Here is a 25,299-nt window from a genome sequence, read left to right as displayed (position 1 = left end):
ATAGCCAGGGGCGTCAACACCCGGTCAGGGAGCAGACCCGTCCGCCGCGACGAGCTGCAGCTGCGTCAGCGCGATCGGCGTCAGCGCCTCGAACGTCAGCGTCCCGCCGTCGACCCCGCCGGCGAACGGGAACACCCGGGTCTGGCCGTCCCACTCGAACACCTCGTCCGGTCCGTCGAGCACGTGCACCGCCGCACCGTCGGCGTCCCGCAGCACGATCCGCCACGACCCGGTCCCCGCTGCGGCGACGGTCACCGTGACGAGCGAGGCCGCCGGCACCGTGACCGGCACGACGACCGACTCACCGGCCCCGAGCGACACGACGCTCACACCGGTGTCGTCGGTGAGTGGCGACACCCCGACCGGCAGCACGTCGTCGGGTGTGTCCCGGTACCCGTGCAGCGCGGAGGCCGACGCGGGGCGAGTGTCCGCCGCCCAGCCCTGGGGCGTCTCGGCGAGAGCCACCTCGACGTGCGAGGCGCCGACCACGACCGCGTGCGGGATGCTCACCGACTCCCAGGGCTCGCCGTCGACCGTGACCGAGGCGATGTACGCCCCGCTGCCGGTGGTCTCGATGACGGTGGACGCGCCTCCCGCCCGGTGCAGCACCGTCCGGCGGACCGACGGCGGCACGATCACGTAGGTGCCGGTCGACGGTGCCAGCGGGTAGAGCCCGATCGTGGCGAAGACGTACCACGCGCTCATCTCGCCGTTGTCCTCGTCGCCCGGGTACCCCTGGCCGAGGTCGGAGCCGACGAACAGCCGCTCCAGGCACGCGCGGACGACACGGTGGGCGTCGTCGTGGCGGCCGGTGGACATCGGGAAGAAGGGGATGTGGTGCGCCGGCTGGTTGGACAGCCCGAGCATGCCCATCCTGATGTCGCGGGCCTCGGTCATCTCGTGGATCGCGAAGCCGTAGGAGCCGGAGCGGTCGGTGCCGCCGGTCTCGCGGCGCGCCCAGAAGCGGGCGAACGCCTGGTCGAAGGCGGCCGGTCCGCCGTGCAGGTCGACGACCCCGGCGCCGTCGTGCGGGGCGGTGAACATCGTGCCCCACGCGTTCGTCTCGGTGTAGTCGCTCCCCCACACGTCGGGGTCGAAGCCGCCGTCCGGGCCGACACCGCCGTCGGGACCGGCGCCACGCCAGCCGCCGTCGGGCGTCCGGCCGATGAAGAACCCGCGCTCACGGTCGAAGACGTTCCGGTACTGCAGCGACCGCCGTGCGAACCACTCGTGTTCGGCCCGGTACCGGGCAGCGCCGCTGTCATCGCCGGCCGCGACGGCCCGGTCCGCCATCGCGTTCGCCAGCACCGCGACACCCCAGTCGTTGATGGCCGCGTCGAGCGTCCACGACATGCCCTCGCCGGTCGCCGTGTCGACGTACCCGCGGAACAGGCCCGGGAGGCTCCCCTTCCGCCCGACCCGCCGGTCCCGTGCCGGGACGGTCGCGTTGCGCACCGCGGACCGGTACGCCTGCGCGACGTCGAACCCGTCGACGCCCTTCGCGACGAGGTCGGCGAACACGGTGTCGCTCGTGGTGCCGGTCATCACGTCCTCGGCGCCGGGGGCACTCCAGCGCGGGGTCCAGCCGCCGTCGGTGAAGTGTCCGACGACACCCTCGGCCAGGTCGGCCGCGGTGTCCGGGGTGAGGAGCGCGAGCAGCGGCCAGGCGGTCCGGTAGGTGTCCCAGAACCCGTTCGTGGTGGTGAGCGGTCCGTCGACGACCTCGGGGCCGGGCTCGTCGCGGATCGGCTCGGACAGGACGTCGCCGTACGGGGACCGGTGTCGAGGGCGTCCGGCGGGGTCGGTCTCGCGGACGAGGGCGGTCTCCCCCGCCCGGGTCGGGTAGAGGAACGCCCGGTACAGCCCGGAGTACAGCGAGACGAGCTGGTCCGGGGTGGCGCCCTGGACCTGCAGCGTGTCGAGTTCGGCGGTCCAGCGGCGCTCGGCGTGGTGGCGCATCGCGTCGAAGTCCCCCGCGGCGCGGAGGTTCGCGGCCGCGTCCTCGGCGGAGACGGTCGAGATGCCGAGCAGGACGTCGGTGTCGCCGGAGACCTCGACCCGGCCGCGGAGCAGCCCGTCGACGAACGTGGTGTGGTCGGCGACGGCGTCGGCGATCCGGAGGTGCACGTGGTGTGGCGGCGTCTCGGCCCGGTCGTCGAGCAGGGCGTCGACGACCGCCGTGCCGTCCTCGAGCCGGACGGTGCACGAGCGGAGGACGCCGTGGTGGTCGAGGACGATGCTCCGGACGCCGGTGAAGCGCCACGCCAGGGCGAACTCCCCGGCGGTCATCTCGGCGGTGACGTCCTGGTCGAGGGCGACCCGGTAGCGGTGCGGGCCGTCGAGTTCGTCGACGTGGTCGAACCCGAGCGCGCGGGCGGTGCGGTCGACGTCGGGGTCGGTGAGCGGGGACGGCATCACCTGGAACACCCCGCGGTCGGCCATCCACGGCGAAGGCAGGTGACTCGTCGCGAAGGCCTGGATCGTCGGCCGGTTGTCGCTCGGCCGGTTGTGCTCCTGGTAGGCGTACGGCCACCGGCTGTCGGCGGCGTTCGTCATCGGCAGCCCGAACACCCCACCGTGCGGCAGGCCGACGAGCGGGGCGTTGTTGCCGCGCGAGAACGTGCCGGACGAGTGCGTGCCGCGGGTGGTGCGGACGTGGTCGAGGGGGCGGGCGTCGGCGGGCAGGGCGCCGGCCGCCCGGCCAGCGGGCTCGATGCGGACGTCGTCGAGCCAGCCGCGGACCGGGCGGTCCGCGGCAGCGGCGCCGTCGTCCGTACCGGTGGCGACCGCGCCGGCGGAGACCATGCCGGTGGAAGCCACGCCGGTGGCGGGGGCGGGCTGGTCTGCGCGGCCGAGGCGGGCCTCCAGGCGGTCCACCACCCGGCCGACGTGCGCCGACAGGTCGACGGTCCGCCGGTTCCACTGGTCGACCCACTGCTTGCGGGCGTCGTCCTGCGCCTCGGGGGTGACCGCGTCGCCGTACTGGTCGACGGCGCGAGCCTGGTCGACGGCGCCCGTCTGGTCGAAGGGGTGCGCGCCCGACGCTCCGTCGCTCAGCCGGGTGCCGTCGGTGAAGACGATGTCGAGTGCGAACGCCGTGGCGGCCCAGAACCCGTCCAGGTCCCGTTCGGCCGGTTCGGTCTGCCCCGCGGGCAGGGACCGTTCCGGGAACCAGACCCAGGTCAGGACGTCGGTGGGCCCGACCTCGTGACCGTCGAGCCCGGGGACGACCACGACGGTCGTCCCCGGGCCGGTCCGTTCGACCAGGGTCGCCTCGTGCGAGACGAACCCGACCCCGTTCCGGGCCGCGACGGCGGTCGACGGGCCAGCGGTCGTCAGGCTGGCAGCCGAGCCGCCACGGCGTTCAACACTCATCGATCAGTCGTCCCTACTTGTAGACGGCCGACTGGCCGTACAGCACCTTCGTGAACCCGGACACGTACGGGCTGACGTCGCCGTCCGGCAGGTTGTACGTCATGAAGACGCCGTACCCGTCGGCCTTGCTGCGCTGCGCCAGGCTCACTGCGGTCGCTGCCGGGGTGTTCTGGATGTCGATCGCGGCGGCGGACAGCTTCGACTTCCCGACCCCGGGGATCGTCGGCGCCGTGTAGGTGCCGTAGTAGGGGTTCCAGGCGTAGTCGAGCTTCTTGCCGATGGACGGGTTCGCGGTCTTCAGGGCGTCGGACGACGGGCCGATGTCGTAGAACGAGATGATCTTGCCCGGCATGTCCGCCCGGAGCGCCGAGATCAACCACCCGATCGACTGCTCGTTCGGCTGCGGGGTGCCGTCCACGCCGTAGTCCGAGTACTCGTCGTCCAGGTCGACGCCGTCCAGGCCGTACTGCTTCACGGTGGCGGCGACCTGCGCGGCGAAGTCCCGCGCCTCGGCCTTCGAGGTGAAGTTCGCGAGCCCCGTGCCCTGGTGGTTCCCGAGCACCGAGAGCGTCACCTTGATGCCCTTGGCCTGCAGCGGACGGATCTGCGTCGCCGCCTGGTCGAGGGTGCGCTGCACGTTCTCGTTGGCGTAGAGCACCGCATCGCCGTCGGCGTCGCGGTTGATGTTCGCGGCGAAGATGATCGCCACGTCGAACGCGTTCGCCCCGTTCTCGAGCGTGTACCGCCCGACGTTCCGCAGTTCGTCGTTGTTCACCTCGACGTACGCGATGCTCGTCGGCCCGGTCTTCGTCGGGGCGCCGTGGCCCGGCCGCCCGTGCCCCTGCCCCTGGCCGTGCCCGTGCGATGCCGCTGCCGGCCCGCCCGGTGCTGCCGATGCGGCGGCGGGCACCATCGGCGCCGCCACCATGGCGACCAGCGCCGCCACGATCCCGATCTTCATGGACTTCTGCATGACACTCCTCTTCGAGTGGTGTCCGCGGCGACGAGGTGCCGCCGCGGGTCCACGACCGACCGGCCGTGGGACCCGCCGCCGGGACACCCGAAGTCCCGACGGCGGGGGTCTCAGCAGGCGCCGGTCAGCGGCCGCTCCGCGGGAAGCGGAAGGTGCGGACCTCGAAGGCGTCGACCGCGAAGGCCGCCACACCGTCGGTGACCGCCGCGACGCCGGGCAGTGCCGGGTCGACCTCTTCGAGCAGCGTGACCTCGACCGGCTCCCCGAAGGGCCCGTCGACGCCCAGTCCGCCGATGCCCCGTCGTCCCGCCGGCTCGTACACGCGGACGACCAGGTCGCCGGAGCGGTCGTCGGCGAGCTTCACGGCCGACACCACCACGTCACCGGAAGCCTGGACGAGCGGCCCGAAGCCGTGGTCGCCGGTGACGGTCCGGGCGGCGCTGTTCATCGCCGTGCCGGCCGCGGTCGCCCCGATCACGTCGGTGCCGATGACCAGGCCGTACCGGTGGGTCTGGACGCCCTGGTCGGTCTCCGGGTCCGGGAACCGCGGCGCCCGCAACAGCGAGAGCCGGAGCGTCGTCGTGACGTGCCCGGCGACCGCGTCGCGGGTGACGTCGAACCCGTGGATCGAGTCGTTCACCAGCGCGACGCCGAACCCGGGCTCCTCGGCGAGCACGTAGCGGTGCATCGACGTCTCGAACTTCGCCGCCTCCCACGAGGTGTTCGTGTGGGTCACCCGCTTCTGCGCGCCGAACTGGGTCTCCGCGATGGTGTGCTCGGCGCGGACGTCGAGCGGGAACGCCACCTTGAGGAACTTCTCGGTCTCGTGCCAGTCCGTGACCTGCGCGAACTCCAGGGTGCGGGTGTCCGGTGCGAGGGTGATCTCCTGCGTCACGGTCGACTCGCTGAACGCCCGCGAGACGGTGACGCGTGCGGCGCCGTCCGCGTCGACCGAGCCGCGCAGGGCGGTGACGTCGACCAGGTCGTCGACCCGGTTCCGGTAGTACCGGTCGACGTCCCACGCGTCCCACATGTTCGGGAAGTCCTGGTGCAGCTGCAGCAGGTTCGCGACCTGCCCGGGGGCGATCGCGTCGCGTCCGGTGGTCAGGTCGACGGCACTCGTGACGAGTCCCCGGCCGTCGACGACGACGCGGACCAGCTCGTTGGTGAGCACGAACCCGCCGTCGGCCTCGGTGAGCGACACGGCGGTGGTCGCCGGGACGTCGGTCGCGACGACCGCGCTGAGCGCTCCGGTGCCGGCCTGGAGGACCGGGGCCGGGTTGACGACGACCGTCCGGTCCCCGCTCCCGGCGAGGGCCGACAGGGCGGCGGCGATGAGGGCCTCCAGACGGTCCGCGATCTCGGCGTACCGCTCGACGGCCTCGCGGTGCACCCACGCGATCGAGGTGCCCGGCAGGATGTCGTGGAACTGCTGGAGCAGGACCTGCTGCCACAGCGCGTCGAGTTCGTCGTACGGGTACGCGAAGTCGGTGCGGGCGGCGGCCGTCGCGCACCACAGCTCCGCCTCGACGAGCAGGTGCTCGCTGCGACGGTTGCCCTGCTTGGTCTGGTGCTGGCTGGTCAGGGTCGCGCGGTGCAGCTCGAGGTAGAGCTCGCCGACCCACACCGGCGGGTTCTCGAGCTCGGACTTCGCACGGTCGAAGAACGCGTCGGGGTGTTCCCACGTGACGCGGGCGCTGCCCTCCAGGTCCGCCAGCCGTGCGGCGGTGCCGGTCATCTCGCGGGTGGTGCCACCGCCGCCGTCGCCCCAGCCGACGGGGGCGATCGAGCCGGAGGCCAGGCGGTTCTCACGGAACTGGCGCGAGGCCTTCGCCACCTCGGACCCGGACAGGCGCGAGTTGTACGTGTCCATCGACGGGAAGTGCGAGAACACCCGCGAGCCGTCGATGCCCTCCCAGAGGAACGTGTGGTGCGGGAACTTGTTGACCTGGTTCCACGAGATCTTCTGCGTGAAGAACCACTCGAACCCCGCGCGGCGCATCAGCTGCGGCAGCGCCGGCGAGTACCCGAAGCTGTCCGGCAGCCACACGCCCTTCGGCCGGATGCCGAACTCGCGCTCGAAGAACCGCTGGCCCTGCGAGAACTGCCGGACGATGCTCTCGCCGGTCGGCATCACCGTGTCGGACTCGACCCACATCCCGCCGAGCGGCAGGAACCGGCCGGCGGCGACGGCCTCCTTGACCTTCGCGTAGACCTCGGGGCGGTGCTCCTTGATCCAGGCGTACTGCTGGGCGCTGGACATGCCGTAGAGGAAGTCGTCGGTCTGCCCGATCAGCTCCGTCATGCTCGACGTGGTGCGGGCGACCTTCCGGATCGTCTCGCGCACGGGCCAGAGCCAGGCGGAGTCGATGTGCGCGTGGCCGACGGCCGAGATCCGGTGCGCGGAGGCCTCGGCGGGGGCGGCGAGCACCTCGGCGAGCGCGGCGCGGGCATCGGACGCCGTCTCCGGGATGTGCTGCAGGTCGAGGGCGTCCAGGGCGTCGTCGAGCGCCTGCAGGATCCGCATCCGGCGCGGGCCCTGCGGCAGTTCCTCCTGCAGTTCGAGCAGGACGTCGATGTCGAGCGCGAGTTCGTGCACCTCGGACGCGAACACGGCCAGGTCCATCCGACGCGACGTGTACAGCCGCTTCGGGGACGAGGTCCGGATGTCGCCCTCCTGCGTCACGAGGAAGGGGTGGTAGTCGAGCAAGACCGGGTTGGACGCTGCCTCGACGAAGAACTCGACGGTCTCGCCACCGACGGCCTCTTCGGCGAGGAGCACCCACTGGTTGCGGGGGTTGATCGACTTCACCGGGGTGCCGTCGGACAGGTACACGAGTCCTTCGCACTGGAAGCCCGGCATGTTCTTGTCGAACCCGAGGTCGACGATGGCCTCGACGCGCTGCCCGGCCCACTCGGTGGGGACGGTGCCGCTCAGCCGGAACCAGGTGGTGCCCCACGCGGCGCCCCAGGGGGTGCCGACCTCGTACGGCTCGAAGGTGAGCGCGAGCCCCTCGGCGGGGGCGATCGGCTCGCCGGGCAGTTCGTGCCAGGCGGTGTCGAGCGGGACGGCGGTGGCGTGCACCTCGGGCAGGATGCGCTCGTCGAGCACGCGGCGGGCGCGGCCGATGGTGAGCGGGATGTCGTCGTGCATGGGTCCTTCCGGGGACGGCGGTGGTCGTGCGGTTCGGTCAGGGCATGGTCGCGGGGTGCGCGACCGACAGCGTGGTCGTCGTGGTGTCGGCGGGGACGTCGACGCAGGTGCGGATGCCGCGCGCGGCCAGCAGCGCGGTGTCGCCGAGGCGGGAGCGCAGGACCACCTGCGGGCCGCGTCCGTCCTGCTCGGCGAGGCTGAGCCAGGCGGCGGCGAACCGGCCGCCGGGGGCCGAGTCGGCGCGGGTGCCGGAGCGCGGCGCTCCGTCGGGTGCGACGTCGTCGAGCACGAGTGCGGTCGACGGCGGGGTGGGTGCCTCGGAGCGACCGTCGCCGAACGCCAGCGCCATCTCGCGGAACCGCTCCCCCGTCGGCTTCACCCGGCCGTCGTTCGTCAGGAGCCCGAGGTCGTACTCGAGCTCCGGGAAGTCCGCGAGCGACCGGGACACGTCGTGCGAGCACCACCACGTGATGCCGGCGAGGTGCTGCACGTCGAGGGCGTGCCGGATCGTCTGCTCGGTGAAGTCCGGGGCGTCGGCCACCTCCACCACGTTGGTCGGTGCGCCGACCTCCTGCAACCAGTTCGGCCGGTCGGCGCGGTCGTTCCAGGCGGCGGCGAGCTGGAGCAGGTACTCGCCGTGTCGGACGGACCCGGCGCCCATGGCTCCGTGCAGGCGGGCGGCGCCGTTGAACACCCACGAGTGCGTGACGGTGGCGTCGCCGTGCTCGGCGGCGTGCTCGGGGCCGAACGGCTGAGCGTCGTCGTACCAGGCGGCGTCGTACTGGGCCAGGGTGACCAGCGGTCGCCGGGGCGGCGGGGCGGACGTGCCACGGGCCTCCCGGCCGGTGCCGGACGCAGCGGCGCCGGTGCTGCTGACCAGCCCCGCGCGTGCCGCGTCGACCATCGCCCCGGCCCACGCGTGCCCCTGGGCCGGCGTCGTCGGGAACGGTGCCGGGTGCGGGGCGTGCGCGAACTGGTTCACCTCGTTGCCGATGGTGACCCCGAGCAGGTTCGGCCGGTCGGCCACCGCGTCGGCGAGCGCCCGGACGTAGTCGGCGGTCGACGCGACGACGTCGGGGTCGGTGAACATGTTCCGGCGGTGCCAGCTGTCCAGCCACGACGGCACGAAGTCGAAGCTCGACAGGTGCCCCTGCAGCGCGTCGACGTTGACGTCGAGTCCGAACGAGCCGGCGATGTCGACGACGGTGGCGATGTCCTGCAGCGCCGCGGGCCGGATCAGCGTCCGGTTCGGCTGCACGACCGGCCAGAGCGGGAAGATCCGCACGTGGTCGGCGCCGAGGCCGGCGATGGCCTCGAGGTCCCGCGCGGTGTCCGAGGGTGAGAAGTCCAGCCACGAGTGGAACCACCCGTTCGACGGGGTGTGGTTGACGCCGAAGCGCATCAGCCCTTCACCCCGCCCTCTTCCACGCCCTTGAAGAAGAAGCGCTGCAGGAGCGCGAAGATCACCGCGATCGGGATGAAGGCGATCATCGTGCCGGCGGCGATCATCCGCTGGTCGGTGGCGAACGTGCCCTGCAGGTACTGCAGGCCGACGGTCAGGGTGAGCTTGTCCGGCGACTGCAGGACGATGAGCGGCCAGAGGAAGTCGTCCCAGGCGCCGATGAACGAGAAGATCGCGATGACGGCGATGGTCCCCTGCACGGCCGGGAACGAGATGTACCGGAGCCGCTGCAGGGCGTTCGCGCCGTCCATCACGGCGGCCTGGTCGATCTCCTCGGGCACCTGCCGGAACGCGTTGAACATGAGCAGCACGTTGAGCGCCGCGATCATGCCGGGCAGCGCGACCCCGACCAGGGAGTCGGCGAGGCCGAGGTCCTTGACGGTGACGAACTGGGAGATGATCGTCGCCTCGCCGGGCAGCACCAGGGTGGCGAGGAACAGGCCGAGGACGAGCTTGCGGAACCGCCACTGCAGCCGTGCCAGGGCGAAGCCGGCGAGGGTCGCGAAGACGATGTTCCCGAGCACGTCGATCGCGGCGACGATGAGCGAGTTGCCGATGTACCCGAAGACCGGGATCGCGTCGGCCACCCGCAGGTAGTTGCCGATCGTCGGCTGCGACGGGATGAACGACGGGTTCGCGGTGTAGATGTCCTCGCCGGTGCCCTTGAGCGACGTCGAGAGCTGCCAGACGAACGGGCCGATCGTGATGAACAGCACGACGACGAGCAGGACGTAGCGGACCACCTTCTCGCGGGTGGACATCACGCCCCACACGGCGCGGCGGCGCCGCTTGCCGGGCGGCCTGGAGGCTCCCCTCCCGCCCGTCGCGCCGGCCACGTCGGGCGTCGGTGCGGCCAGGCCGGCGTTGCCGCCGATGACGGGTTCGCTGGTGTCGGTCGTGTTCGTCACTTGTCCGCCTTGCTGTTCATCCGGGCGAGGGCGAGCATCGGGATGAGCGTCACGGCGAAGAGCAGGAGGCTCAGGGCGGACGCGTAGCCGAGGTTGCCGGTGAAGCCGCGGGCGTACTGCTGGATGAGCATGACGAGGGAGTTGTCCTGGCCGCCGGGGCCACCCGTCCCGTTCGTCAGGATGTAGAGCTCGCTGAACACCCGGAGTGCGGAGACGCAGACCAGGATGCCGACGAGGGTCATCGTGCCGCGGACGCCGGGCATGGTGACCGACCAGAAGCGTCGGACCGAGCCGGCGCCGTCGAGGGCGGCGGCCTCGTGCAGGTCCTTGCCGACGTTCCCGAGGGCCGCCAGGAAGATGATCATGTAGTAGCCGAGGCCCTTCCACACGGTCAGGCTGATGGCGCTGAACAGCAGGAGCCACCGGTCGGTGAGGAACGGGATCGCCCCCTGCACGATGCCGAGCGACTGGGCCATCTCGTTGACGACGCCACGGTCGTCGAGGATCCAGTTCCAGATCAGCCCGACGACGACCGCGCTCGCGATCACCGGCGTGTAGTACGCGGTGCGGAAGAACGCGATGCCGGGCATCTTGTGCTGGACGAGCACCGCCATCAGGAGCGGGAGGACCGTCAGCAGCGGCAGGCACACCGCCATGTAGATGACGCTGTTGAGCAGCGCCTCCCACACCTGCGGGTCCGCGAGCAGGGTCCGGAAGTTCGCCGTCCCGACCCAGGCGCTGACCCCGCCGAGTGGGCTGGCGTTCGTGAACGACAGCCGCACGGTGTTGATCGACGGCCAGAGACTGAACGCGAGCAGCCAGACCAGTGCGGGCAGCACCAGCAGCCAGGGCGTGAACCAGCGGTTCGCACGCATGACGATCCTCCCTCTTCCTTGACGTGACGGGGCTGGATCAGCCGTTGGCGAGCAGGGTGTTCATCTTGTCCTGGGCGGTCTGCAGCGCCTTCTCGGGGCTCACGCCGCCCTTCATCGCCAGCGCGATCTGCTGGTCGAGGAAGTCGGTCATGGCCGAGTTGGCCTCGACCGGGTTGAGGTTCTTCGCGGTCTTCAGCGCCTCGTTCGCGAGCACACGCGCCTTGGCCTGCACGGTGCCGTCGTCCTTCGAGAAGAACGGGTCGGACTGCGACGACTTCGTCGAGGGGAAGATGTTCACCAGGTGCGCGAACGCCTCCTGGTTCTCCGCGTTCGTCATGAACTTGGCAAGCGCTTCGGCGGTGGCGATGTGCTTGCTCTTCGCCGAGACGCTGAGGCCCTGGACGTAGAGCGGCGGGTTGTCCAGCGCCGGGGAGACGATGATGTTGCCCTTGAGCGACGGGTTGTTCTTCTCGAAGTCGCTGATCGCGGTCGCGCCACCGGTGGTCCAGGCGACCTTGCCCTGGGTGAACAGAGTGGAGTTGCCGAGGTAGTCGGTGTTGAGGACCGACGACGGCATCAGGCCCTCCTTGTAGGCCTTCGCGTACTTCGTGATGAGGTCGGCGGCCTTCGACGAGTTCGCGAAGGTGAACTTCGTGCCGTCGGCGTTGAGGATCTTGACGCCGGCGAGCGAGAAGTCGCTCAGGCCGGGCTTGCGGCTCATCAGGTAGTCGTCCGGGCACTTCTGGTGCATGGTCTCGGCCTGCGAGAACAGCTCGTCGGTGGTCTTCGGCGGGCTGGCCGGGTCGAGACCGCACTTCGTGAACATCGTCTTGTTCCAGTAGTCGATGTCGGTGTTGAGGTACCAGGGGTAGCCGAAGGTGCCGTCGACGCCCTTGTAGTTGTAAGCGGTGAGCGAGCCCTTCACGTAGGTGCTCGAGAGTGTGGTGTCGTCCTTCGCGACGTCCTGCAGGAACCCGCGCTTGGCGAGGGGCAGGGCGATGTCCGGCGGCAGGTTGATGACGTCGGGCAACGAGTTCGACGAGGCCTGGCTGAGCACCTTGTCGGCGTACCCGTCGCCGGGCTGGTCGACGAGCTTGACCTGCGCGTCCGGGTACTTCTTCTCGAACGCCTTCACGACCCCGTTGAGGTAGTCCGTGTAGGTCGGCGTGAGGGCCCAGGTCTGCAGGGTGATCGACCCGCTGACCTTCCCGTCACCGCCGCCGGTGCTGGCGGTGCCGCCGCTCGAGCAGCCGGTGAGGACGAGGGCGGTCGCTGCGGCGCCTGCCAGGATCGCGGCCACTCGGCCCGACGTGGTGCGGTGGGTGCTTCTCATCGTTGCTGACTCCTTCGTCGAGCTGCTGAACCGGTTCAGCGATGTGCGCCGAACCCCTGCGTGACGGCGACGATGCCTGACTAAAGCGCTATAGTCAACCCCGTGGCCACAGGACGTCGAACGACGATCGCGGACATCGCAGCCCGGGCTGGCGTGTCCATCAGCGCCGTCTCGTTCGCACTGAACGGGCGCCCTGGCGTCTCCGAGGCGACACGGGAACGGGTGCGCCAGGTGGCCCGGGACCTCGACTGGCAGCCGCACACCGCCGCGCGGGCCCTGGGCGGCGCGAAGGCCGGGTCGATCGGCTTCGTCCTCAACCGGCCGGCCCGCACCCTGGGCACCGAGTCGTTCTTCGGCGACCTGATCTCCGGCATCCAGCTCGGTCTGACCGGCACCCACATCGGCATGACGCTGCTCGTCGCCCGTGATGCCGAGGAAGAACTCGAGACCTACCGCGACTGGTGGCGCGGACACCGTGTCGACGGCGTGATCGTGATCGACCCGCGACGGGACGACGACCGGCTGCGCCTGCTCGCCGAACTCGGCATGCCGTCGGTCGTCGTCGGCTCCCACCCCTCGCCCGCCGGCGCGGCCCCGAGCGTCTGGATCGACGACTCCGACGCCACCGACACGGTCCTGCGCTACCTGCGTGCCCTCGGACACCGGCGGATCGCGCACGTATCCGGGCCACCCGAGTTCGAGCACACCGCTCTGCGGATCGACCGGGTGCGGGCGTTCGCCGACGCGGGCGACGACCCCGACGACCGGACCGAGTCCGTGCCGACCGACTACTCCGCCGAAGCCGGCGCCGCAGCCACCCGACGCCTGCTCTCGGCGGCGACCCGACCGACCGCGATCGTGTTCGACAACGACGTGCTCGCCGTCGCCGGGCTCGGCGTCGCCAGCGAGATGGGCGTGCGGGTGCCGCAGGACGTCTCGATCGTGTCGTTCGACGACTCGGCGATGATCCGGCTCGTCCGACCCGCGATCACCTCGCTGACGCGTGACACCGTCGAGCTCGGGCAGCGGGCCGCCGTCCTGCTCCGGGAGCAGATCGAGTCCGACGCTCCCCTGCCGTCGCGCCCGGGCCCCGAACTGACCCTGAGCGTCCGCGAGTCCACCGCACGCAGCACCCCCTGATCTGGTCGCCGGGTCGTCCCGGACACGCCGGAGCGCAGGCGGGACTTGATGCCGCGTTCGAACACATGTTCGAATACGACGGTGGGAAGGCGTCGCGAGAACCGGTGGCAGCCCCCGGAACACCCGGAGGTGGAACGCCCGAGCGCCTTCACCCTGTCGGAGGAGGCCCGGGGTGGCGACGTCTGCCACGCGGTCACCCCGATCCCGGTCTGGGCGTGGGTGCAGTTCCCGACCTTCCACGTCCGCGTGAAGGCCTTCGCCCGCAGCTGGACCCGCGACGCCGTCCTGGTCGAGTGGGCGCAGTTCGGGCAGCAGGCGGACGCGTGGATCTGGCGCTCGGCGGTCAAGCACCGCACCCTGCGCCCGGTCGATCCCCGGACCGGGCACGCGCCCACGAACGGCAGCCGGTCCGACCCACGGCCCGTGCGATCGCGTTCTCCGGAGTCCGCATGACGCACTGCGTTGACTTCCCGACCGCCGACGAGGATCGTTCGTGACACGCCGGTTCGTGGAACTACTCGATCATCGAGACATCCGGTCGGACCGCAGGAAGGAGGCGCCGTGAAGAAGACCGACGTGCCCTCCTGGGTCGCCCACGTGCTCACCCCGCCCGAGGTCATCGCCGCCTACGTCGACCGCCGGGTCAACGACCCGTCGCTGCTGTCCGGCGTGCAGGCGGAGCCCACGTACGCGGACTTCCTCCGCGCCGAGTAGGCGCCGAGTCACCGGTACCGCGACGCCCGGTCAGGTCGACGCGATGCCCCGTCAGACCGCCGCGACGCCTCGTCGTGCCGTCAGCGTGACCCCGGCGCTCGCCGCGGTGACACAGACCAGGGCGACGACCTCGAGCACCGACAGGGCCTCCCGCAGGACCACCAGGCCGGCGAGCGCCGCGATCGCCGGGCCGAGGCTCTGCAGCACGCCGAACACCCGCGTCGGCATCCGGCGGAGCGCGGACATCTCGAGGGCGTAGGGCAGCACGCTCGACAGCAGTCCGACGACGGCGAACACGACGAGCAGCGTCGGGTCACCGGCGACCCCGGCGACGGCTGACCGCAGTCCGAACGGCAGCGCCACCACCATCGCGACGAGCATCGACACCGCCAGCCCGTCGATGCCGGGGATCGCCGCGCCGACCCGGCGGTTCATCACGATGTAGGCGGCCCAGCACCCGGCGGCGAGGACGGCGGCCAGGACTCCCCCGACGTCACCGATCGCGGACGGTCCGACGCCGAGCAGCACCACGCCGGCGAGCGCCAGTACCGCCCAGACCGCGTCGCGCCAGCGCCGGGTGTGGGCGAGGGACAGGGTCAGCGGGCCGAGGAACTCGATCGTCACGGCGACGCCGATCGGGATCGTCGCGAAGGCCACGTAGATGAACAGGTTCATGCCACCGAGGGCGAGACCGAGCAGGACCGCAGCGAGCCACTGGGCACGCGTCCAGTGTCGGACGCGCGGGCGGACGACGAGCGCCAGGACGACCGCACCGATGACGAGCCGGAGTGTGGCGGCCCCGACCGAGCCGACCTCGTCGAAGCGGGTCTTCGCGACCGCGGCGCCGATCTGCACGGACAGCATCGCGGTGAGGGCCAGCAGCGGTGCGGGGACCCGGTTCATCCGAGGTAGGCCAGGACCGCCAGGACACGGCGGTGGTCCTCACCGGTGTCCTCGAGCGCGAGCTTGCCGAAGATGCTCGTGACGTGCTTCTCGACCGCACCGGTGCCGATCACGAGTGCCCGCGCGATGGCGGCGTTGGTGCGGCCCTCCGCCATCAGGCCGAGCACCTCGCGCTCGCGGGGTGTCAGCGCCGCCAGGGGGTCACGGCGGCGACTCATCAACTGGGTGACGACCTCGGGGTCCAGCACCGTGCCTCCCGAGGCGACCCGGCGGACCGCGTCGTCGATCTCGTCGAGCCGGGTGACGCGGTCCTTGAGCAGGTAGCCGATGCCGGCGCTGCCGGCGGCCAGGACGTCCTCGGCGTAGGCGGCTTCGACGTACTGCGAGAGCAGCAGGATGCCGGTCCGGGGTGCGATGCGCCGGGCCTCGACGGCGGCGCGGACGCCTTCGTCGGTGAAGGTCGGCGGCATCCGGACGTCCATCACGACGACGTCCGGTGTCAGCGTGGGCAGGGCCGCGAGGAACGAGGCCGGGTCGCCGAACTGGCCGACGACGTCGATGCCCGCCTCGTCGAGCACGCGGGCCAGGCCTTCGCGGAGCAGGACGGCGTCGTCGACGACGACGGCCCGGATGCGGACGGCCCGGATGCGTGCTGCATCCGGGCCGTCGGTCATGCGGTCAGCCTAGCGGCGACGTGGTCCGCTCACGTGCGCGGGGTGGGCACGCCGTTCAGGGCGCCGAGCGGGATCCGCGCGGTCGCCTCGGTCGGTCCGCCGAGCGGGCTGGACACGGTCAGCTCGCCGTCCAGGGCCCGCATCCGGCCCATCAGGCCCTCGATGCCGTGCCCCTCGCGTGCAGTCGCTCCGCCGCGGCCGTCGTCCGTGACGCTGACCGTCAGGAACCAGGTGCCGGCGGTGTCGACGAGCAGCCCGAGGTACACCCCGGCCACCGAGGCACCGGCGTGCTTCGCGGTGTTCGTCAGCAGCTCGCTCACCGTGAAGTACACGTTCCGCTGGATCTCGGTCGCGAGCTCCAGCCCGTCAGGCAGGCGGATGTCGAGTCCGACCGGGATCGGCGAGCGGGAGCACAGCGCCTCGAGTGCGGCGACCAGCCCACGGTCGAGCAGGATCGGCGGCGCGAACCCGCGGGACAGCGCCCGGAGTTCGTCGAGCGCGTCCTGCGCGTGCCCCGAGGCCTCGCCGATCAGTCGCTTGGCCCGCTCCGGGTCCTTCTCGAACGACCGCTCGGCCGCGGCCAGGTCCATCCGCAGTCGGACGAGTCGCTGCTGCGGTCCGTCGTGCAGGTCGCGCTCGATCTGCCGGAGCGCCTGCCCCTCGGCCGTCACCGCACCGGCCCGGGACGCCTGGAGGCCCGCCACACGCTCCTCGAGCACCTCGGCCCGGAAGCCGCCGAGCAGACCGTGATCGATCCAGTAGTGCGCGAGCACCGAGCCGCGCAGCCAGAGCGGGAAGAGGACGACGCTCGCCGCCATCGACAGCAGGGCGAGGAAGAGCACGCCCGCACCGGAGCCGATGTCGTTCGGGTCGAGCAGGTAGCGACCGCCGATGACGTAGGCCAGGACGACGACGACCGGCCAGAGGAACCCGACGGCCAGCAGCAGCCCCGCACCGACGGTCACGACGGCGGCGAGCGGGTAGACGACGACCGCGTGCAGCAGGTACAGCCAGTAGTGCGGGTTCGCGACGGCCGAACCGGTGCGCGTCCACCAGTTCTGCTGCCACTTCGGCGTCCAGTCCACCGGGCGGATCGGCCGTGGGTCGGCCCAGCTCATCCGGAGCTTCTCGAACTGGCCGAGCCACCGGGCGACGAACAGCGCCACGAAGAACAGCAGCAGGGTGAACGGGTTGAACACGTCACGGGAGCCGAGGTCACCGATGCCCAGGATCGCGGGGAACGCGAAGTACAGGGTGCAGAGGAGCACCGCGGTGAGGGCCATGTAGCCGAAGTCCCGCGGCGACCGACGCCAGGCCTCTCGGTAGAAGGCACCGGCGCTCGCCCGGCCACCACTGCCACCGTTGCCTCCGCTGCCGGAGCGGATCGGGGCGTCCGGACCGCGCCCGCCGGGCGTCGACCCGGTCGGCTTCGACGGCGGGGCCAGTGTCACGGGCGGGGTCGCGTCCCAGCCGCCGGGAGGCCCGCCAGGACCGGGTGCAGGGGCGGAGGGCATCGGGATGGTCGCTTCCGGTGTCGTGGTGTCGAGCGGGACGGTCTCGGCATGGTCGGGCGAGGGCACGGCGTCGTCCAGGGGGACGGTGCGAGCCAGGTCGAGCCGGTCGGTGTCGGTCATGCATCGAGCCTCGCCCAGGAGCGGGCCCGGTCCCATCCTGCCGCCTCCCGGACCCGTGGTGGGGTTGTCCCTACCCCCGTTCTCCACAGCCCGAGAACGGCTCTGGCCGCGGCGACCGGTGATGTGTAGAGTTCCGACACCGGACCGCACGCACCGCACCGCACCGCACCGCACCGCACCGGGGACAGCACGACGCAGGACAGTTCGAGGGCAGGACAGTTCGAGGGGGAACCATGCACGACACCACACGCGACCGACTGACGGCACTCGCCGCGGTCGTCGCCGCACTCGTCCCGGCGCTCGCCGTCGTGTCCGACTGGCTGCAGTTCGCCCTCGACCTGCAGGAGGACCGGTACGTGCTCGGCTTCCGGACCGTGCTGGCCGTCGGCATCGTCGCCGCCGCCCTGGTGGCGGTCCGGGCCCTCCGCGGTCAGGACCGCGTCCTACTCGGGTTCGCCCTCGCCGTGCTCACCTGGTCGCTCGCCGGGTTCGTGCCCAGCAGCGCGTGGCCCGTGGGCACCGTGCTGTTCATCGCGGCTCGGGCGCTGCTCTTCGTCTTCGGGGTCCTGCTCGTGCTGCGCACCAGGGCCGACACCGCAGCCGGAGCTGGCACCAGCACCACCAGCACGGGTCCGGCTGGCGGGCGGGTGCACCGCGTGGCTGCCTGGGCCGTGCTCGTCGGTGCCGGCGTGTGGCTCGCGTGGACGGTCGTCGAACCGGTCCTCTTCACGCTCTGGATCCCGCCGCAGGACGCGCTCACCGGGCTGTTCGCGATCCCGCAGGCCGGCCAGTTCGTGGCGTTCGTCGGCGCCGTGCTGGTGTTCGTGCCGCCGCTGGTCCGCCCGGTCCGCGACGGTGCCCGACGGCTGTGGGAGACGGCCGACGTCCGCTGACGCCGACCACCCCGCCCACTCCGGCAGACCGGTGGACCCGGGGCTCAGACGAGCGCCGCGGCGACCTCGGGTGACTCCGCCGGCACCGACCACGGGCGCTGCGTCATGCCGCTGTCGCCCCGGACCGACACGATCGCACCGGAGTCGTCACGGGTGAACACGATGTCCTCGTCGATCGACCCGAACCGGTTCCCCGACGCCATCCGCAGCGTGTCGGCGTCGACGACGTCCAGGCGCACCGGCGACTCGGTCGGCACGGGCTGCGTCGGGTCGATCGCCAGCAGCCGGTCCCCGACGCGGGCGATGTCGGTGATGCCCTCGAACGTGGTGAAGCGTCCGGTGTAGCGGTCGGTGTCGACGTCGGCCGTCACCGGTGTGCCGGGGGCGTGCTCGTCCGCGGCGGCGTCGAGCAGGTGCACGATGCCGTACGCCAGCATCGTCGCCGGACCCGTGGCGCTGCTCGTCAGCACCGACACGACCAGCGAGGACGCGGGGTCGAAGACGGACTGCGTGATCTGCCCGGGGAACCCGCCGGAGTGGCCACGGACCTCCCGGCCGTTGATCCGGTCGACGACGAACCCGGCGCCGTAGCCGCGTGCGGCGGGGTCGCTGTCCAGGGCGCTCCACGCCTTCCGCTGGGCCAGGCGCTTGGCGTGGTCGGAGAGCAGCGAGCCTCGGCCGGGAACGTGTGCGGAGAAGTACCGGACCAGGTCCGAGGCGGTGCCGTGGAACCCGGTGGCCGCGGCGAGCGCCCCGGTCGTCACGTGCGGGACACGCTGCCGGGTGCGGGCGGTGTGCAGGCCGGTGTAGCCGACGACGTACTCGTCCTCGCGCGCCGGGTCGAACTCGGCGCCGGTGCCGGTGAGGCCGAGCGGCTCGGCGATCGCCGTGCGGACGTGGTCGGCGTAGCTGGTGCCGGTGACCGCCTCGATGACCAGGCCGAGCAGGCCGTAGCCCAGGTTCGAGTAGTTGAACGCCGAGCCGACGGGCACCTTCGCGCCACCCGCGACGACGAGGGCGATCAGTTCGTCGGCGTCCGGGAACGGGTGTGCCAGCGCCCAGTGGTCGCCGTCGGCCCCGTCGCGGACGACGCCGGCGCCCATCTCCATGAGTTCACGGACCGTGGCGTCGGCGATCGGCGAAGCGGCCTCGACCAGGGCGGGAACGAACGTGCCGACGGTGTCGTCGAGGCGCAGGGCACCCTGGTCGGCAAGCTGGAGCAGAGCGGTGGCCGTGAAGGTCTTCGAGTGCGAGGCGATCCGGAACAGGTCGGCGTTCGTCAGCCGACGGCCGGCCTCGACGTCCGCGTACCCGAACGCGTCGGCGAAGAGCTCCTGGCCCTCGAACCCGACGGCGACCTGCACGCCCGGCAACCGCAGCTGCCACACCTTGTAGGCGATCCACTCGCGGACGTAGGGCAGGACGGACTCGTAGGCAGCGCGCTTCTCCATGCCGGACAGCCTGGCATGTGCCACGCTCGTCGCATGCGGCACACACCCTCCTTCCTGATGACCGAGGTCGACGAGGTCCGACGGCTCATCGACGGGAACCCCTGGGCGACGATCGTGTCGCACACGGCCGCGGGGCTGGTGGCGTCGCACTACCCGTTCCTGCTCGAACCGAGCGCCGACGACGAACTCCTCCTGGTCTCCCACGTCGGCCGTCCGGACGAGGTCGCGCACGAGCTCGGGCAGCACGAGGTCCTGGTCGTCGTGCAGGGCCCGCACGGCTACGTCTCCCCCGCCTGGTACCCGCCGGAACAGTTCGTGCCGACCTGGAACCACACCACCGCGCACCTGTGGGGCACGCCGGAGATCCTGTCCGACGACGAGAACTTCCGGGTCCTCGGTGACCTGGTCGACCACTTCGAGCGGGCGATGCCGTCCCCCGTGTCGCTCGACGTCGACGAGGACACCGCCCGGCGCATCGCCCGCGGCACCGTCGGCATCCGACTGCGGGTCACCCGGTTCGACGCGCGTGCGAAGCTCAGCCAGAACAAGGCACCCGAGGTCGTCGACCGGGTGATCGCGGGCCTCCGTGCCGACGGGCCGTACGCGGCGCCGGCACTGGCCGACGAGATGGAGCGGGTGCGCTCTGGGGACCTCCACGCCGACGGGCGGGAGGCACGGTGACGGTCGTCCTGCTCCGCACCGTCCGGCGGGTGGGGACGTCCGGCGCCCCGGCCGACGTGCTCGTCGTCGACGGGCGGATCGCCGCGATCGGGCCCGCCGGGACGGTCGACGTGCCGCGCGCCGCCGACGTCCCGCCCGGCACCGTGCTCGACGTCGAGGTCGTCGAGGCCGACGGCGCCTGGCTCGGCCCCGGCCTCCGCGACCACCACGTGCACTTCGACCAGTGGGCGCTCATGCGGCAGCGTGTCGACGTCCAGGACTGCACCTCCGCCGAGGAGACCGCCGACCGCCTCGCCGACGCCGCCCAGACCGCGCTGCCGGACCACGTCCTCGTCGGTCACGGCTACCGGGACGGGCTCTGGCCCGCACCCGCACGACGCGAGTTGCTCGACCGAGCCGCCGCGGGCCTCCCGGTCGTCGTCGTGGCCGCGGACCTGCACGCCGTCTGGTGCAACACGCGTGCCCTCGCGCACTTCGCCGGTCTGCTCGGCCGTGCCCTGCCCGCCGGGGCGGACGGCGTCCTCCGCGAACAGGACGCGTTCGACGTCACCGGCGCACTGTCCCGCGTCCCCGACGAGCTGCTCGACGCCGCCGTCGAGGAAGCGGTCGACGCCGCCGCCCAGCGCGGGGTGACCGGGGTCGTCGACCTCGAGATGGTCTTCGGACTCGACCGGTGGGCGCGCCGGATCGCCGCCGGCACGGACGGCATCCGCGTCGCCTCCGGGGTCTACCCGGGCGAGCTGGACGACGTGGTGGCCCGCGGCCTCCGCACCGGCGACGTCGTCCCGGGCACCCGTGGGCTGCTGACGATGGGGCCGTTCAAGGTGATCACCGACGGATCCCTCGGCACCCGGACCGCCGCCACCTCGGACGGCGCGGGGCTCCTCACCTGGACCCCCGAGGACCTGGTCCCCGTCCTCCGCCGTGCCGTCGCCGCCGGACTGGTCCCCGCCGTGCACGCCATCGGCGACCGCGCCGTCACGCTCGCCCTCGACGCGTTCGAGACCGTCGGCACCCGCGGCACGATCGAGCACGCCCAACTGCTGCTGCCCGAGGACGTCCCCCGGTTCGCGCAGCTCGGGGTCGTCGCCTCGGTGCAGCCCGAGCACGCGATGGACGACCGCGACATCGCCGACCACCACTGGGCGGGCCGCACCGACCGGGCGTTCCCGTTCGCGTCCCTCGAGCGCGCCGGAGCCCGGATGCAGCTCGGCTCGGACGCCCCCGTCGCGCCGCTCGACCCGTGGGTGGCGCTCGCCGCCGCCGTCGGGCGGGACCGCGACGGCCGCAGCCCGTGGCACCCGGAGCAGCGGATGTCGGCGCTCGCCGCGTGGCGGGGCAGCACCGACGGGCGCGTCGGCGTCGCCGTCGGTGACGTCGCCGACCTGGTCCTGGTGCCGTCCGACCCGCTCACGGCGACGTCGGCCGCGCTCCGCACGATGCCGGTCCTGGCCACGGCCGTCGCCGGCCGCTGGACCCACCGCGCGCTGTAGGTCCTGGCTACTTCTGGTCCTTCGGGCACCAGTAGAGCTTGCGGCCGGCCATGTCGGCGATCCGGATCTCGGTGCCGCAGACCCGGCAGGGCTCCCCCTGGCGGTGGTAGACCCAGTGGCGGTCCTTGCGGGAGCGCAGGGCCTTCTTGTGGTCGGCGTCGGACAGCCCGTCCATCGTCAGCATCAGGCCGTCGCGGACGCCGTCGTGCAGCAGCTTCGACCAGTCCGCCCAGAGCGCCTTCGCCTGCTTGACGGTGATCTTCTTCCCCACCTTGTACGGGTCGAGGCGCTGCCGGAACAGCAGCTCCGCGCGGTAGATGTTGCCGATGCCGCTCACCACGGACTGGTCCATCAGCAGCTGCCCGATCGCCACGTTGCGCTTCCGGACGTTCTCGACGAAGACCTTCTCGGCCTCGGGACCGTCGTCGTTCATCGGGTCCGGACCGAGCTTGTCGAGCGCACGCTGCACGCCGGCCGGGTCCTCGACGACACAGGCGGTCGGCCCGCGGAGGTCGGCGACGGTGTCCTCGGTGAGCAGCCGCACACGCACCTGGCCGACCGGGTCCGGCGGGAACGCCTCGATCGGGTCCTCGTTCTTCTCCTGTTCGGCCATCCGGTAGCGGGCGAGCCGCGGGGCACCGATCGAGGACAGCGACTCCTCGCGGTCGTCGTCGTCCGACAGCGCCTCGGCCGTGGAGATCACGCCGGCGAAGTCCCATGCGCCGTACAGGCCCAGGTGCACCCGGAGGAACAGGTCGTCCTCGAACTCCAGGAACATCTGCTTGCCGACGGCCCGGGAGGCGATCAACTGCTTGCCGTCCAGCTGTGCGGCCCCCGCGGCGAACCGGCCCTGGGGGCTGGACACCTCGCAGCGCTTGCCGACGAAGTGGCGGGTGAACTGGTTGGCGATCCTGTGGACGGAGTGACCCTCGGGCATGGATCCAGTTCTACCCGGTACCGCTGACGGGTCGTGTCCCCCGGCCGGCTCCTACGCGTCGACCTGCTTGCCGGCGATCGTGCCCGTCTGCTCGTACTCGGCGAGCTGCGCGATGCGGCGGGCGTGCCGTTCCTCGCCCGAGAACGGCTCGGCGATGAACAGGTCGACGAAGCGGATGGCCTCTTCCTCGGTGTGCTGGCGCGCCCCGATCGAGATGACGTTCGCGTCGTTGTGCTGGCGGGCGAGGACCGCGGTCGACTCGTTCCACACCAGTGCGGCCCGGATGCCCTCGACCTTGTTCGCGGCGATCTGCTCGCCGTTGCCCGACCCACCGAAGACGACGCCGAGCGCCTGGACGCCGGCCCGCTGGTCCTGCACCACGGCGTGCGCGGCGTTGATGCAGAACGAGGGGTAGTCGTCGAGCGGCTCGTACGCGGTCGGACCGTGGTCGACGACCTCGTGGCCCGCTCCGGTCAGGTGCGTGGCGAGGGTCTTGTTGAACTCGAGGCCGGCGTGGTCCGTTCCGAGGTGGATGCGCATGGACCGATCCTATTCCCGCGTCCGCAGCGGACGGACCGGTCCGACGACCCGGCCGACGGGCGGACGGGAGGCGCGGTGCCGGACCCGGGGCGGGCCTCCCGTCAGCGCTGCCGCACCACGACGACGACGTACCGGCACGGCTCGTCGCCGGCGTTGCGGTACACGACGTCGGCGGGCTCGCCGAGCTCGATCCGGTCGCCCGCGCCCAGCCGCGTCGTGGCCTCACCGACCTGCAGCTCGAGGGTGCCGTCGACGACCCAGATGCAGTGCCGCAGGAAGGCGTAGGCACTGGCGGGGTAGGCGACCTCGCGGCCGGCGGGCAGGCGGACCTCGGTGACGTCGGCGGGGAAGTCCGCGCTCGACAGGGGACGGCGGCGGTACCCGGTCTCCGGGTCGGTCCACGAGTCGGCCGAGGCGGCGCGCTGGATCCCGCGGGCCTCGTCCGGGTCGCTGGTGCGGGGCACCTCGTGCTCGAGGGCCTCGTCGAGGAGCTGCGAGACGGTGAGGCCGAACGCTCCGGACAGGCGGCCGAGGATCGTCGCGGTCGGGCTCGAGATGCCTCGTTCGACGCGGTTGATCATGGCGCGGGACACGCCGGACTCCTCGGCGAGCTCGGTGAGGCTCCAGCGGCGCTCGGTACGGAGGCGCTGCAGGCGCTCCCCCAGGCGGCGCTGGTCGGCGTCGTCGGGGTGTTCCGGACCGCCGCGTTCCGCATCAGGGTGATCCGCGTCGGGGGTTGCGCCTGTGCCCTCCGGCTCGTCTACGATGTGAGACATGGCGACAGCATATGCGACGGATGCCGTCCGCGTCCGCGACTGCACCCCGGCCGACCTCGACGTCGTGCACGCACTCCACGTCGACGCGGTCCTGCACTCGACCGCGATCTGGCAGGAGGTCCCGCACCCCCGCACCTGGTTCGACACCTGGCTCACCGAGCGGCAGGGCGACGGCTGGCCGGTCCTCGTCGCCGAGGTGGACGGGGTCGTCGCGGGCTACGCCACCTACTCCCAGTGGCGGCCGCACCAGGGCTACCGGCTGACCGTCGAACACAGCGTCTACGTCGTCGAGTCGTTCCGCGGACGGGGCATCGCCTCGACGCTGATGGCAGCGCTCGTCGCCCGGGCCACCGCCGAGGGTCGACACGTGATGATCGCCGGCATCTGCAGCGCCAACACCGGGTCGATCGCACTGCACGAACGGCTCGGCTTCACGACCGTCGCCGTCGTGCCCGAGGTCGGTCGCAAGGCCGACCGGTGGCTCGATCTGACCCTGATGCGGTTGCCGCTCGGCTGAGCCGGGCCGGCCCGCCGGGCCCCGCCCGGCCCGCCCGGCCGGGGCCGAGCCTCGGCCCAGCGGACACTCTGCGGCGTCGTGGAGGCGCGCGGTGTCCGCGGAGCCGAGGCTCGGCGGGCGCGGGCTGCGTGGCGGGGCCGGGCCGCGCCTCCCGTCAGTCGACCGTGTCGAAGACCGGGCCGGTCGTGCGCGAGCGCTTGAGCTCGAAGAAGCCCGGGTAGCGGGCCGCGGCGACGACGCCGTCCCAGAGGTCGAGCGCCTGCTGGCCCTTCGGCGCCGGCGAGATGACGGGACCGAAGAAGGCGACGCCGTCGACGGCGATGACGGGCGTGCCGACGTCCTGGCCGACCCGCTCGATGCCGTCGCGGTGGCTCTCGCGCATCGCGGCGTCGGTCTCGTCGGTCCACGCGGCGTCGGCGAGGTCGGCCTCCAGGCCGAGCTGCTCGAGCACGGCCGGCACGACCTGCTCGGGGTCCTTCTGCTGGCGGTGGTGGATCTGCTCGCCGAGGGCGTCGTAGAGGCGCTTCACGACGTCCTGTCCGTGGCGGGCCTTCGCGGCCGTCACCAGACGCGAGTACACCTGGTTGCGCTCCATCGCCTCGCGGTACTCGGCGGGCATGTCCTCGTTGTGCTCGTTGAGGACGAACAGGCTCATCACGTTCCAGGTGACGTCGAGGTCGCGGTGCTGCTCGACCTCACCCACCCAGCGGCTCGTCATCCACGCCCAGGGGCAGGTCGGGTCGAACCAGAACTCCACAGCAGTCCGGGTCGCATGAGGGTTCTCCACAGTCGTGTCAGTCACGGATCGCAGCGTACGCCCGCTCGCTAGGCTGGTCACGAGCCGTCCCGCCGACGCACGACGCCGA

At 72.0% G+C, this 25,299-nt stretch carries 22 protein-coding genes; 7 read left to right on the top strand and 15 right to left on the bottom strand.

Annotated features, from left to right (window positions below):
* Nucleotides 1-24: 24 nt before the first annotated feature.
* The 7 genes from DEI97_RS05200 to DEI97_RS05170 all read right to left on the bottom strand — a co-directional run bounded on the left by DEI97_RS05200 (nt 25) and on the right by DEI97_RS05170 (nt 12,080).
* Nucleotides 25-3,375, bottom strand: a complete 3,351-nt coding sequence (locus DEI97_RS05200; RefSeq protein ID WP_111075969.1) for a GH92 family glycosyl hydrolase — start codon at nt 3,373-3,375, stop codon at nt 25-27.
* 13 nt (nt 3,376-3,388) lie between these two features.
* Nucleotides 3,389-4,348: an endo-beta-N-acetylglucosaminidase H gene (locus DEI97_RS05195; protein WP_284158329.1), complete on the bottom strand. Its 960-nt coding sequence runs from the start codon at nt 4,346-4,348 to the stop codon at nt 3,389-3,391.
* A gap of 124 nt (nt 4,349-4,472) precedes the next feature.
* Nucleotides 4,473-7,502: an alpha-mannosidase gene (locus tag DEI97_RS05190; RefSeq protein WP_111075967.1), complete on the bottom strand. Its 3,030-nt coding sequence runs from the start codon at nt 7,500-7,502 to the stop codon at nt 4,473-4,475.
* Between the two features lie 37 nt (nt 7,503-7,539).
* On the bottom strand, nt 7,540-8,904 hold the full coding sequence (locus tag DEI97_RS05185) for a glycoside hydrolase 5 family protein (RefSeq protein WP_111075966.1): 1,365 nt from the start codon (nt 8,902-8,904) through the stop codon (nt 7,540-7,542).
* Nucleotides 8,904-9,872: a carbohydrate ABC transporter permease gene (locus DEI97_RS05180; protein ID WP_220039238.1), complete on the bottom strand. Its 969-nt coding sequence runs from the start codon at nt 9,870-9,872 to the stop codon at nt 8,904-8,906. The genes DEI97_RS05185 and DEI97_RS05180 overlap by 1 nt, the downstream gene beginning before the upstream one ends.
* The gene (locus DEI97_RS05175; protein ID WP_110904020.1) at nt 9,869-10,747 is read right to left on the bottom strand and encodes a carbohydrate ABC transporter permease; all 879 of its coding nucleotides are present in this window, start codon (nt 10,745-10,747) and stop codon (nt 9,869-9,871) included. The genes DEI97_RS05180 and DEI97_RS05175 overlap by 4 nt, the downstream gene beginning before the upstream one ends.
* Before the next feature lie 37 nt (nt 10,748-10,784).
* Entirely contained in the window at nt 10,785-12,080 is a 1,296-nt protein-coding gene (locus DEI97_RS05170; protein ID WP_111075965.1) for an ABC transporter substrate-binding protein, read from the bottom strand.
* Between the two features lie 102 nt (nt 12,081-12,182).
* Between DEI97_RS05170 and DEI97_RS05165 the strand changes: the two genes are divergently transcribed.
* From DEI97_RS05165 to DEI97_RS05155, 3 genes are all read left to right on the top strand, one after another.
* Entirely contained in the window at nt 12,183-13,220 is a 1,038-nt protein-coding gene (locus tag DEI97_RS05165) for a LacI family DNA-binding transcriptional regulator (RefSeq protein WP_111075964.1), read from the top strand.
* A gap of 81 nt (nt 13,221-13,301) precedes the next feature.
* A complete protein-coding gene (locus DEI97_RS05160; RefSeq protein WP_146248227.1) occupies nt 13,302-13,673 on the top strand; it encodes a hypothetical protein in 372 nt (123 codons plus the stop codon).
* A 108-nt stretch (nt 13,674-13,781) separates the two neighbouring features.
* A complete protein-coding gene (locus DEI97_RS05155; protein ID WP_181439339.1) occupies nt 13,782-13,934 on the top strand; it encodes a hypothetical protein in 153 nt (50 codons plus the stop codon).
* 51 nt (nt 13,935-13,985) lie between these two features.
* Here DEI97_RS05155 and DEI97_RS05150 read toward each other — a convergent pair whose 3' ends face one another.
* The 3 genes from DEI97_RS05150 to DEI97_RS05140 are packed head-to-tail and all read right to left on the bottom strand — an operon-like array spanning nt 13,986 to nt 17,145.
* The gene (locus tag DEI97_RS05150) at nt 13,986-14,837 is read right to left on the bottom strand and encodes an EamA family transporter (protein ID WP_111075962.1); all 852 of its coding nucleotides are present in this window, start codon (nt 14,835-14,837) and stop codon (nt 13,986-13,988) included.
* On the bottom strand, nt 14,834-15,511 hold the full coding sequence (locus DEI97_RS05145) for a response regulator transcription factor (RefSeq protein WP_111075961.1): 678 nt from the start codon (nt 15,509-15,511) through the stop codon (nt 14,834-14,836). The genes DEI97_RS05150 and DEI97_RS05145 overlap by 4 nt, the downstream gene beginning before the upstream one ends.
* A 29-nt stretch (nt 15,512-15,540) precedes the next feature.
* Nucleotides 15,541-17,145: a sensor histidine kinase gene (locus DEI97_RS05140; RefSeq protein WP_111075960.1), complete on the bottom strand. Its 1,605-nt coding sequence runs from the start codon at nt 17,143-17,145 to the stop codon at nt 15,541-15,543.
* 233 nt (nt 17,146-17,378) lie between these two features.
* On the opposite strand from DEI97_RS05140, the gene DEI97_RS05135 reads away from it, so the two are divergent.
* Complete coding sequence (locus DEI97_RS05135) at nt 17,379-18,038, top strand: hypothetical protein (RefSeq protein ID WP_111075959.1); 660 nt, start codon at nt 17,379-17,381, stop codon at nt 18,036-18,038.
* Nucleotides 18,039-18,082: 44 nt separating this feature from the next.
* Here the strand turns inward: DEI97_RS05135 and DEI97_RS05130 are convergent, their stop codons facing one another.
* Complete coding sequence (locus DEI97_RS05130) at nt 18,083-19,489, bottom strand: serine hydrolase domain-containing protein (protein ID WP_111075958.1); 1,407 nt, start codon at nt 19,487-19,489, stop codon at nt 18,083-18,085.
* A gap of 33 nt (nt 19,490-19,522) precedes the next feature.
* Here DEI97_RS05130 and DEI97_RS05125 point away from each other — a divergent pair, with 33 nt between their 5' ends.
* Complete coding sequence (locus DEI97_RS05125) at nt 19,523-20,170, top strand: FMN-binding negative transcriptional regulator (protein ID WP_111075957.1); 648 nt, start codon at nt 19,523-19,525, stop codon at nt 20,168-20,170.
* The gene (locus DEI97_RS05120; RefSeq protein ID WP_111075956.1) at nt 20,167-21,663 is read left to right on the top strand and encodes an amidohydrolase; all 1,497 of its coding nucleotides are present in this window, start codon (nt 20,167-20,169) and stop codon (nt 21,661-21,663) included. The genes DEI97_RS05125 and DEI97_RS05120 overlap by 4 nt, the downstream gene beginning before the upstream one ends.
* 7 nt (nt 21,664-21,670) lie before the next feature.
* Here the strand turns inward: DEI97_RS05120 and DEI97_RS05115 are convergent, their stop codons facing one another.
* From DEI97_RS05115 to DEI97_RS05105, 3 genes are all read right to left on the bottom strand, one after another.
* Nucleotides 21,671-22,600: an Fpg/Nei family DNA glycosylase gene (locus DEI97_RS05115; RefSeq protein WP_111075955.1), complete on the bottom strand. Its 930-nt coding sequence runs from the start codon at nt 22,598-22,600 to the stop codon at nt 21,671-21,673.
* A 51-nt stretch (nt 22,601-22,651) separates the two neighbouring features.
* Nucleotides 22,652-23,140 carry a ribose-5-phosphate isomerase gene (locus DEI97_RS05110; protein ID WP_111075954.1) on the bottom strand — a complete coding sequence of 163 codons (489 nt, stop codon included), beginning with the start codon at nt 23,138-23,140 and terminating at the stop codon, nt 22,652-22,654.
* 101 nt (nt 23,141-23,241) lie between these two features.
* Nucleotides 23,242-23,916: a helix-turn-helix domain-containing protein gene (locus tag DEI97_RS05105; protein ID WP_111075953.1), complete on the bottom strand. Its 675-nt coding sequence runs from the start codon at nt 23,914-23,916 to the stop codon at nt 23,242-23,244.
* Between DEI97_RS05105 and DEI97_RS05100 the strand changes: the two genes are divergently transcribed.
* Nucleotides 23,915-24,433: a GNAT family N-acetyltransferase gene (locus tag DEI97_RS05100; RefSeq protein WP_111075952.1), complete on the top strand. Its 519-nt coding sequence runs from the start codon at nt 23,915-23,917 to the stop codon at nt 24,431-24,433. The genes DEI97_RS05105 and DEI97_RS05100 overlap by 2 nt on opposite strands.
* 154 nt (nt 24,434-24,587) lie before the next feature.
* Here DEI97_RS05100 and DEI97_RS05095 read toward each other — a convergent pair whose 3' ends face one another.
* The gene (locus DEI97_RS05095; protein WP_260497637.1) at nt 24,588-25,151 is read right to left on the bottom strand and encodes a mycothiol-dependent nitroreductase Rv2466c family protein; all 564 of its coding nucleotides are present in this window, start codon (nt 25,149-25,151) and stop codon (nt 24,588-24,590) included.
* Nucleotides 25,152-25,299: the final 148 nt, after the last annotated feature.

Source organism: Curtobacterium sp. MCLR17_032 (assembly GCF_003234795.2).
Lineage (GTDB): Bacteria > Actinomycetota > Actinomycetes > Actinomycetales > Microbacteriaceae > Curtobacterium.
The sequence above is the reverse complement of the archived record's forward strand: the minus strand, read 5'-3'. Positions and strand labels throughout refer to the sequence as shown.

Excerpts from the sequence above, each read along its gene's own strand:
- DEI97_RS05200 (WP_111075969.1), bottom strand. The coding sequence starts at position 3,375 with ATGAGTGTTGAACGCCGTGGCGGCTCGGCTGCCAGCCTGACGACCGCT.
- DEI97_RS05195 (WP_284158329.1), bottom strand. The coding sequence starts at position 4,348 with ATGCAGAAGTCCATGAAGATCGGGATCGTGGCGGCGCTGGTCGCCATG.
- DEI97_RS05190 (WP_111075967.1), bottom strand. The coding sequence starts at position 7,502 with ATGCACGACGACATCCCGCTCACCATCGGCCGCGCCCGCCGCGTGCTC.
- DEI97_RS05185 (WP_111075966.1), bottom strand. The coding sequence starts at position 8,904 with ATGCGCTTCGGCGTCAACCACACCCCGTCGAACGGGTGGTTCCACTCG.
- DEI97_RS05175 (WP_110904020.1), bottom strand. The coding sequence starts at position 10,747 with ATGCGTGCGAACCGCTGGTTCACGCCCTGGCTGCTGGTGCTGCCCGCA.
- DEI97_RS05170 (WP_111075965.1), bottom strand. The coding sequence starts at position 12,080 with ATGAGAAGCACCCACCGCACCACGTCGGGCCGAGTGGCCGCGATCCTG.
- DEI97_RS05150 (WP_111075962.1), bottom strand. The coding sequence starts at position 14,837 with ATGAACCGGGTCCCCGCACCGCTGCTGGCCCTCACCGCGATGCTGTCC.
- DEI97_RS05145 (WP_111075961.1), bottom strand. The coding sequence starts at position 15,511 with ATGACCGACGGCCCGGATGCAGCACGCATCCGGGCCGTCCGCATCCGG.
- DEI97_RS05140 (WP_111075960.1), bottom strand. The coding sequence starts at position 17,145 with ATGACCGACACCGACCGGCTCGACCTGGCTCGCACCGTCCCCCTGGAC.
- DEI97_RS05135 (WP_111075959.1), top strand. The coding sequence starts at position 17,379 with ATGCACGACACCACACGCGACCGACTGACGGCACTCGCCGCGGTCGTC.
- DEI97_RS05130 (WP_111075958.1), bottom strand. The coding sequence starts at position 19,489 with ATGGAGAAGCGCGCTGCCTACGAGTCCGTCCTGCCCTACGTCCGCGAG.
- DEI97_RS05125 (WP_111075957.1), top strand. The coding sequence starts at position 19,523 with ATGCGGCACACACCCTCCTTCCTGATGACCGAGGTCGACGAGGTCCGA.
- DEI97_RS05115 (WP_111075955.1), bottom strand. The coding sequence starts at position 22,600 with ATGCCCGAGGGTCACTCCGTCCACAGGATCGCCAACCAGTTCACCCGC.
- DEI97_RS05110 (WP_111075954.1), bottom strand. The coding sequence starts at position 23,140 with ATGCGCATCCACCTCGGAACGGACCACGCCGGCCTCGAGTTCAACAAG.
- DEI97_RS05100 (WP_111075952.1), top strand. The coding sequence starts at position 23,915 with ATGGCGACAGCATATGCGACGGATGCCGTCCGCGTCCGCGACTGCACC.
- DEI97_RS05105 (WP_111075953.1), bottom strand. The coding sequence starts at position 23,916 with ATGTCTCACATCGTAGACGAGCCGGAGGGCACAGGCGCAACCCCCGAC.
- DEI97_RS05095 (WP_260497637.1), bottom strand. The coding sequence starts at position 25,151 with ATGACGAGCCGCTGGGTGGGTGAGGTCGAGCAGCACCGCGACCTCGAC.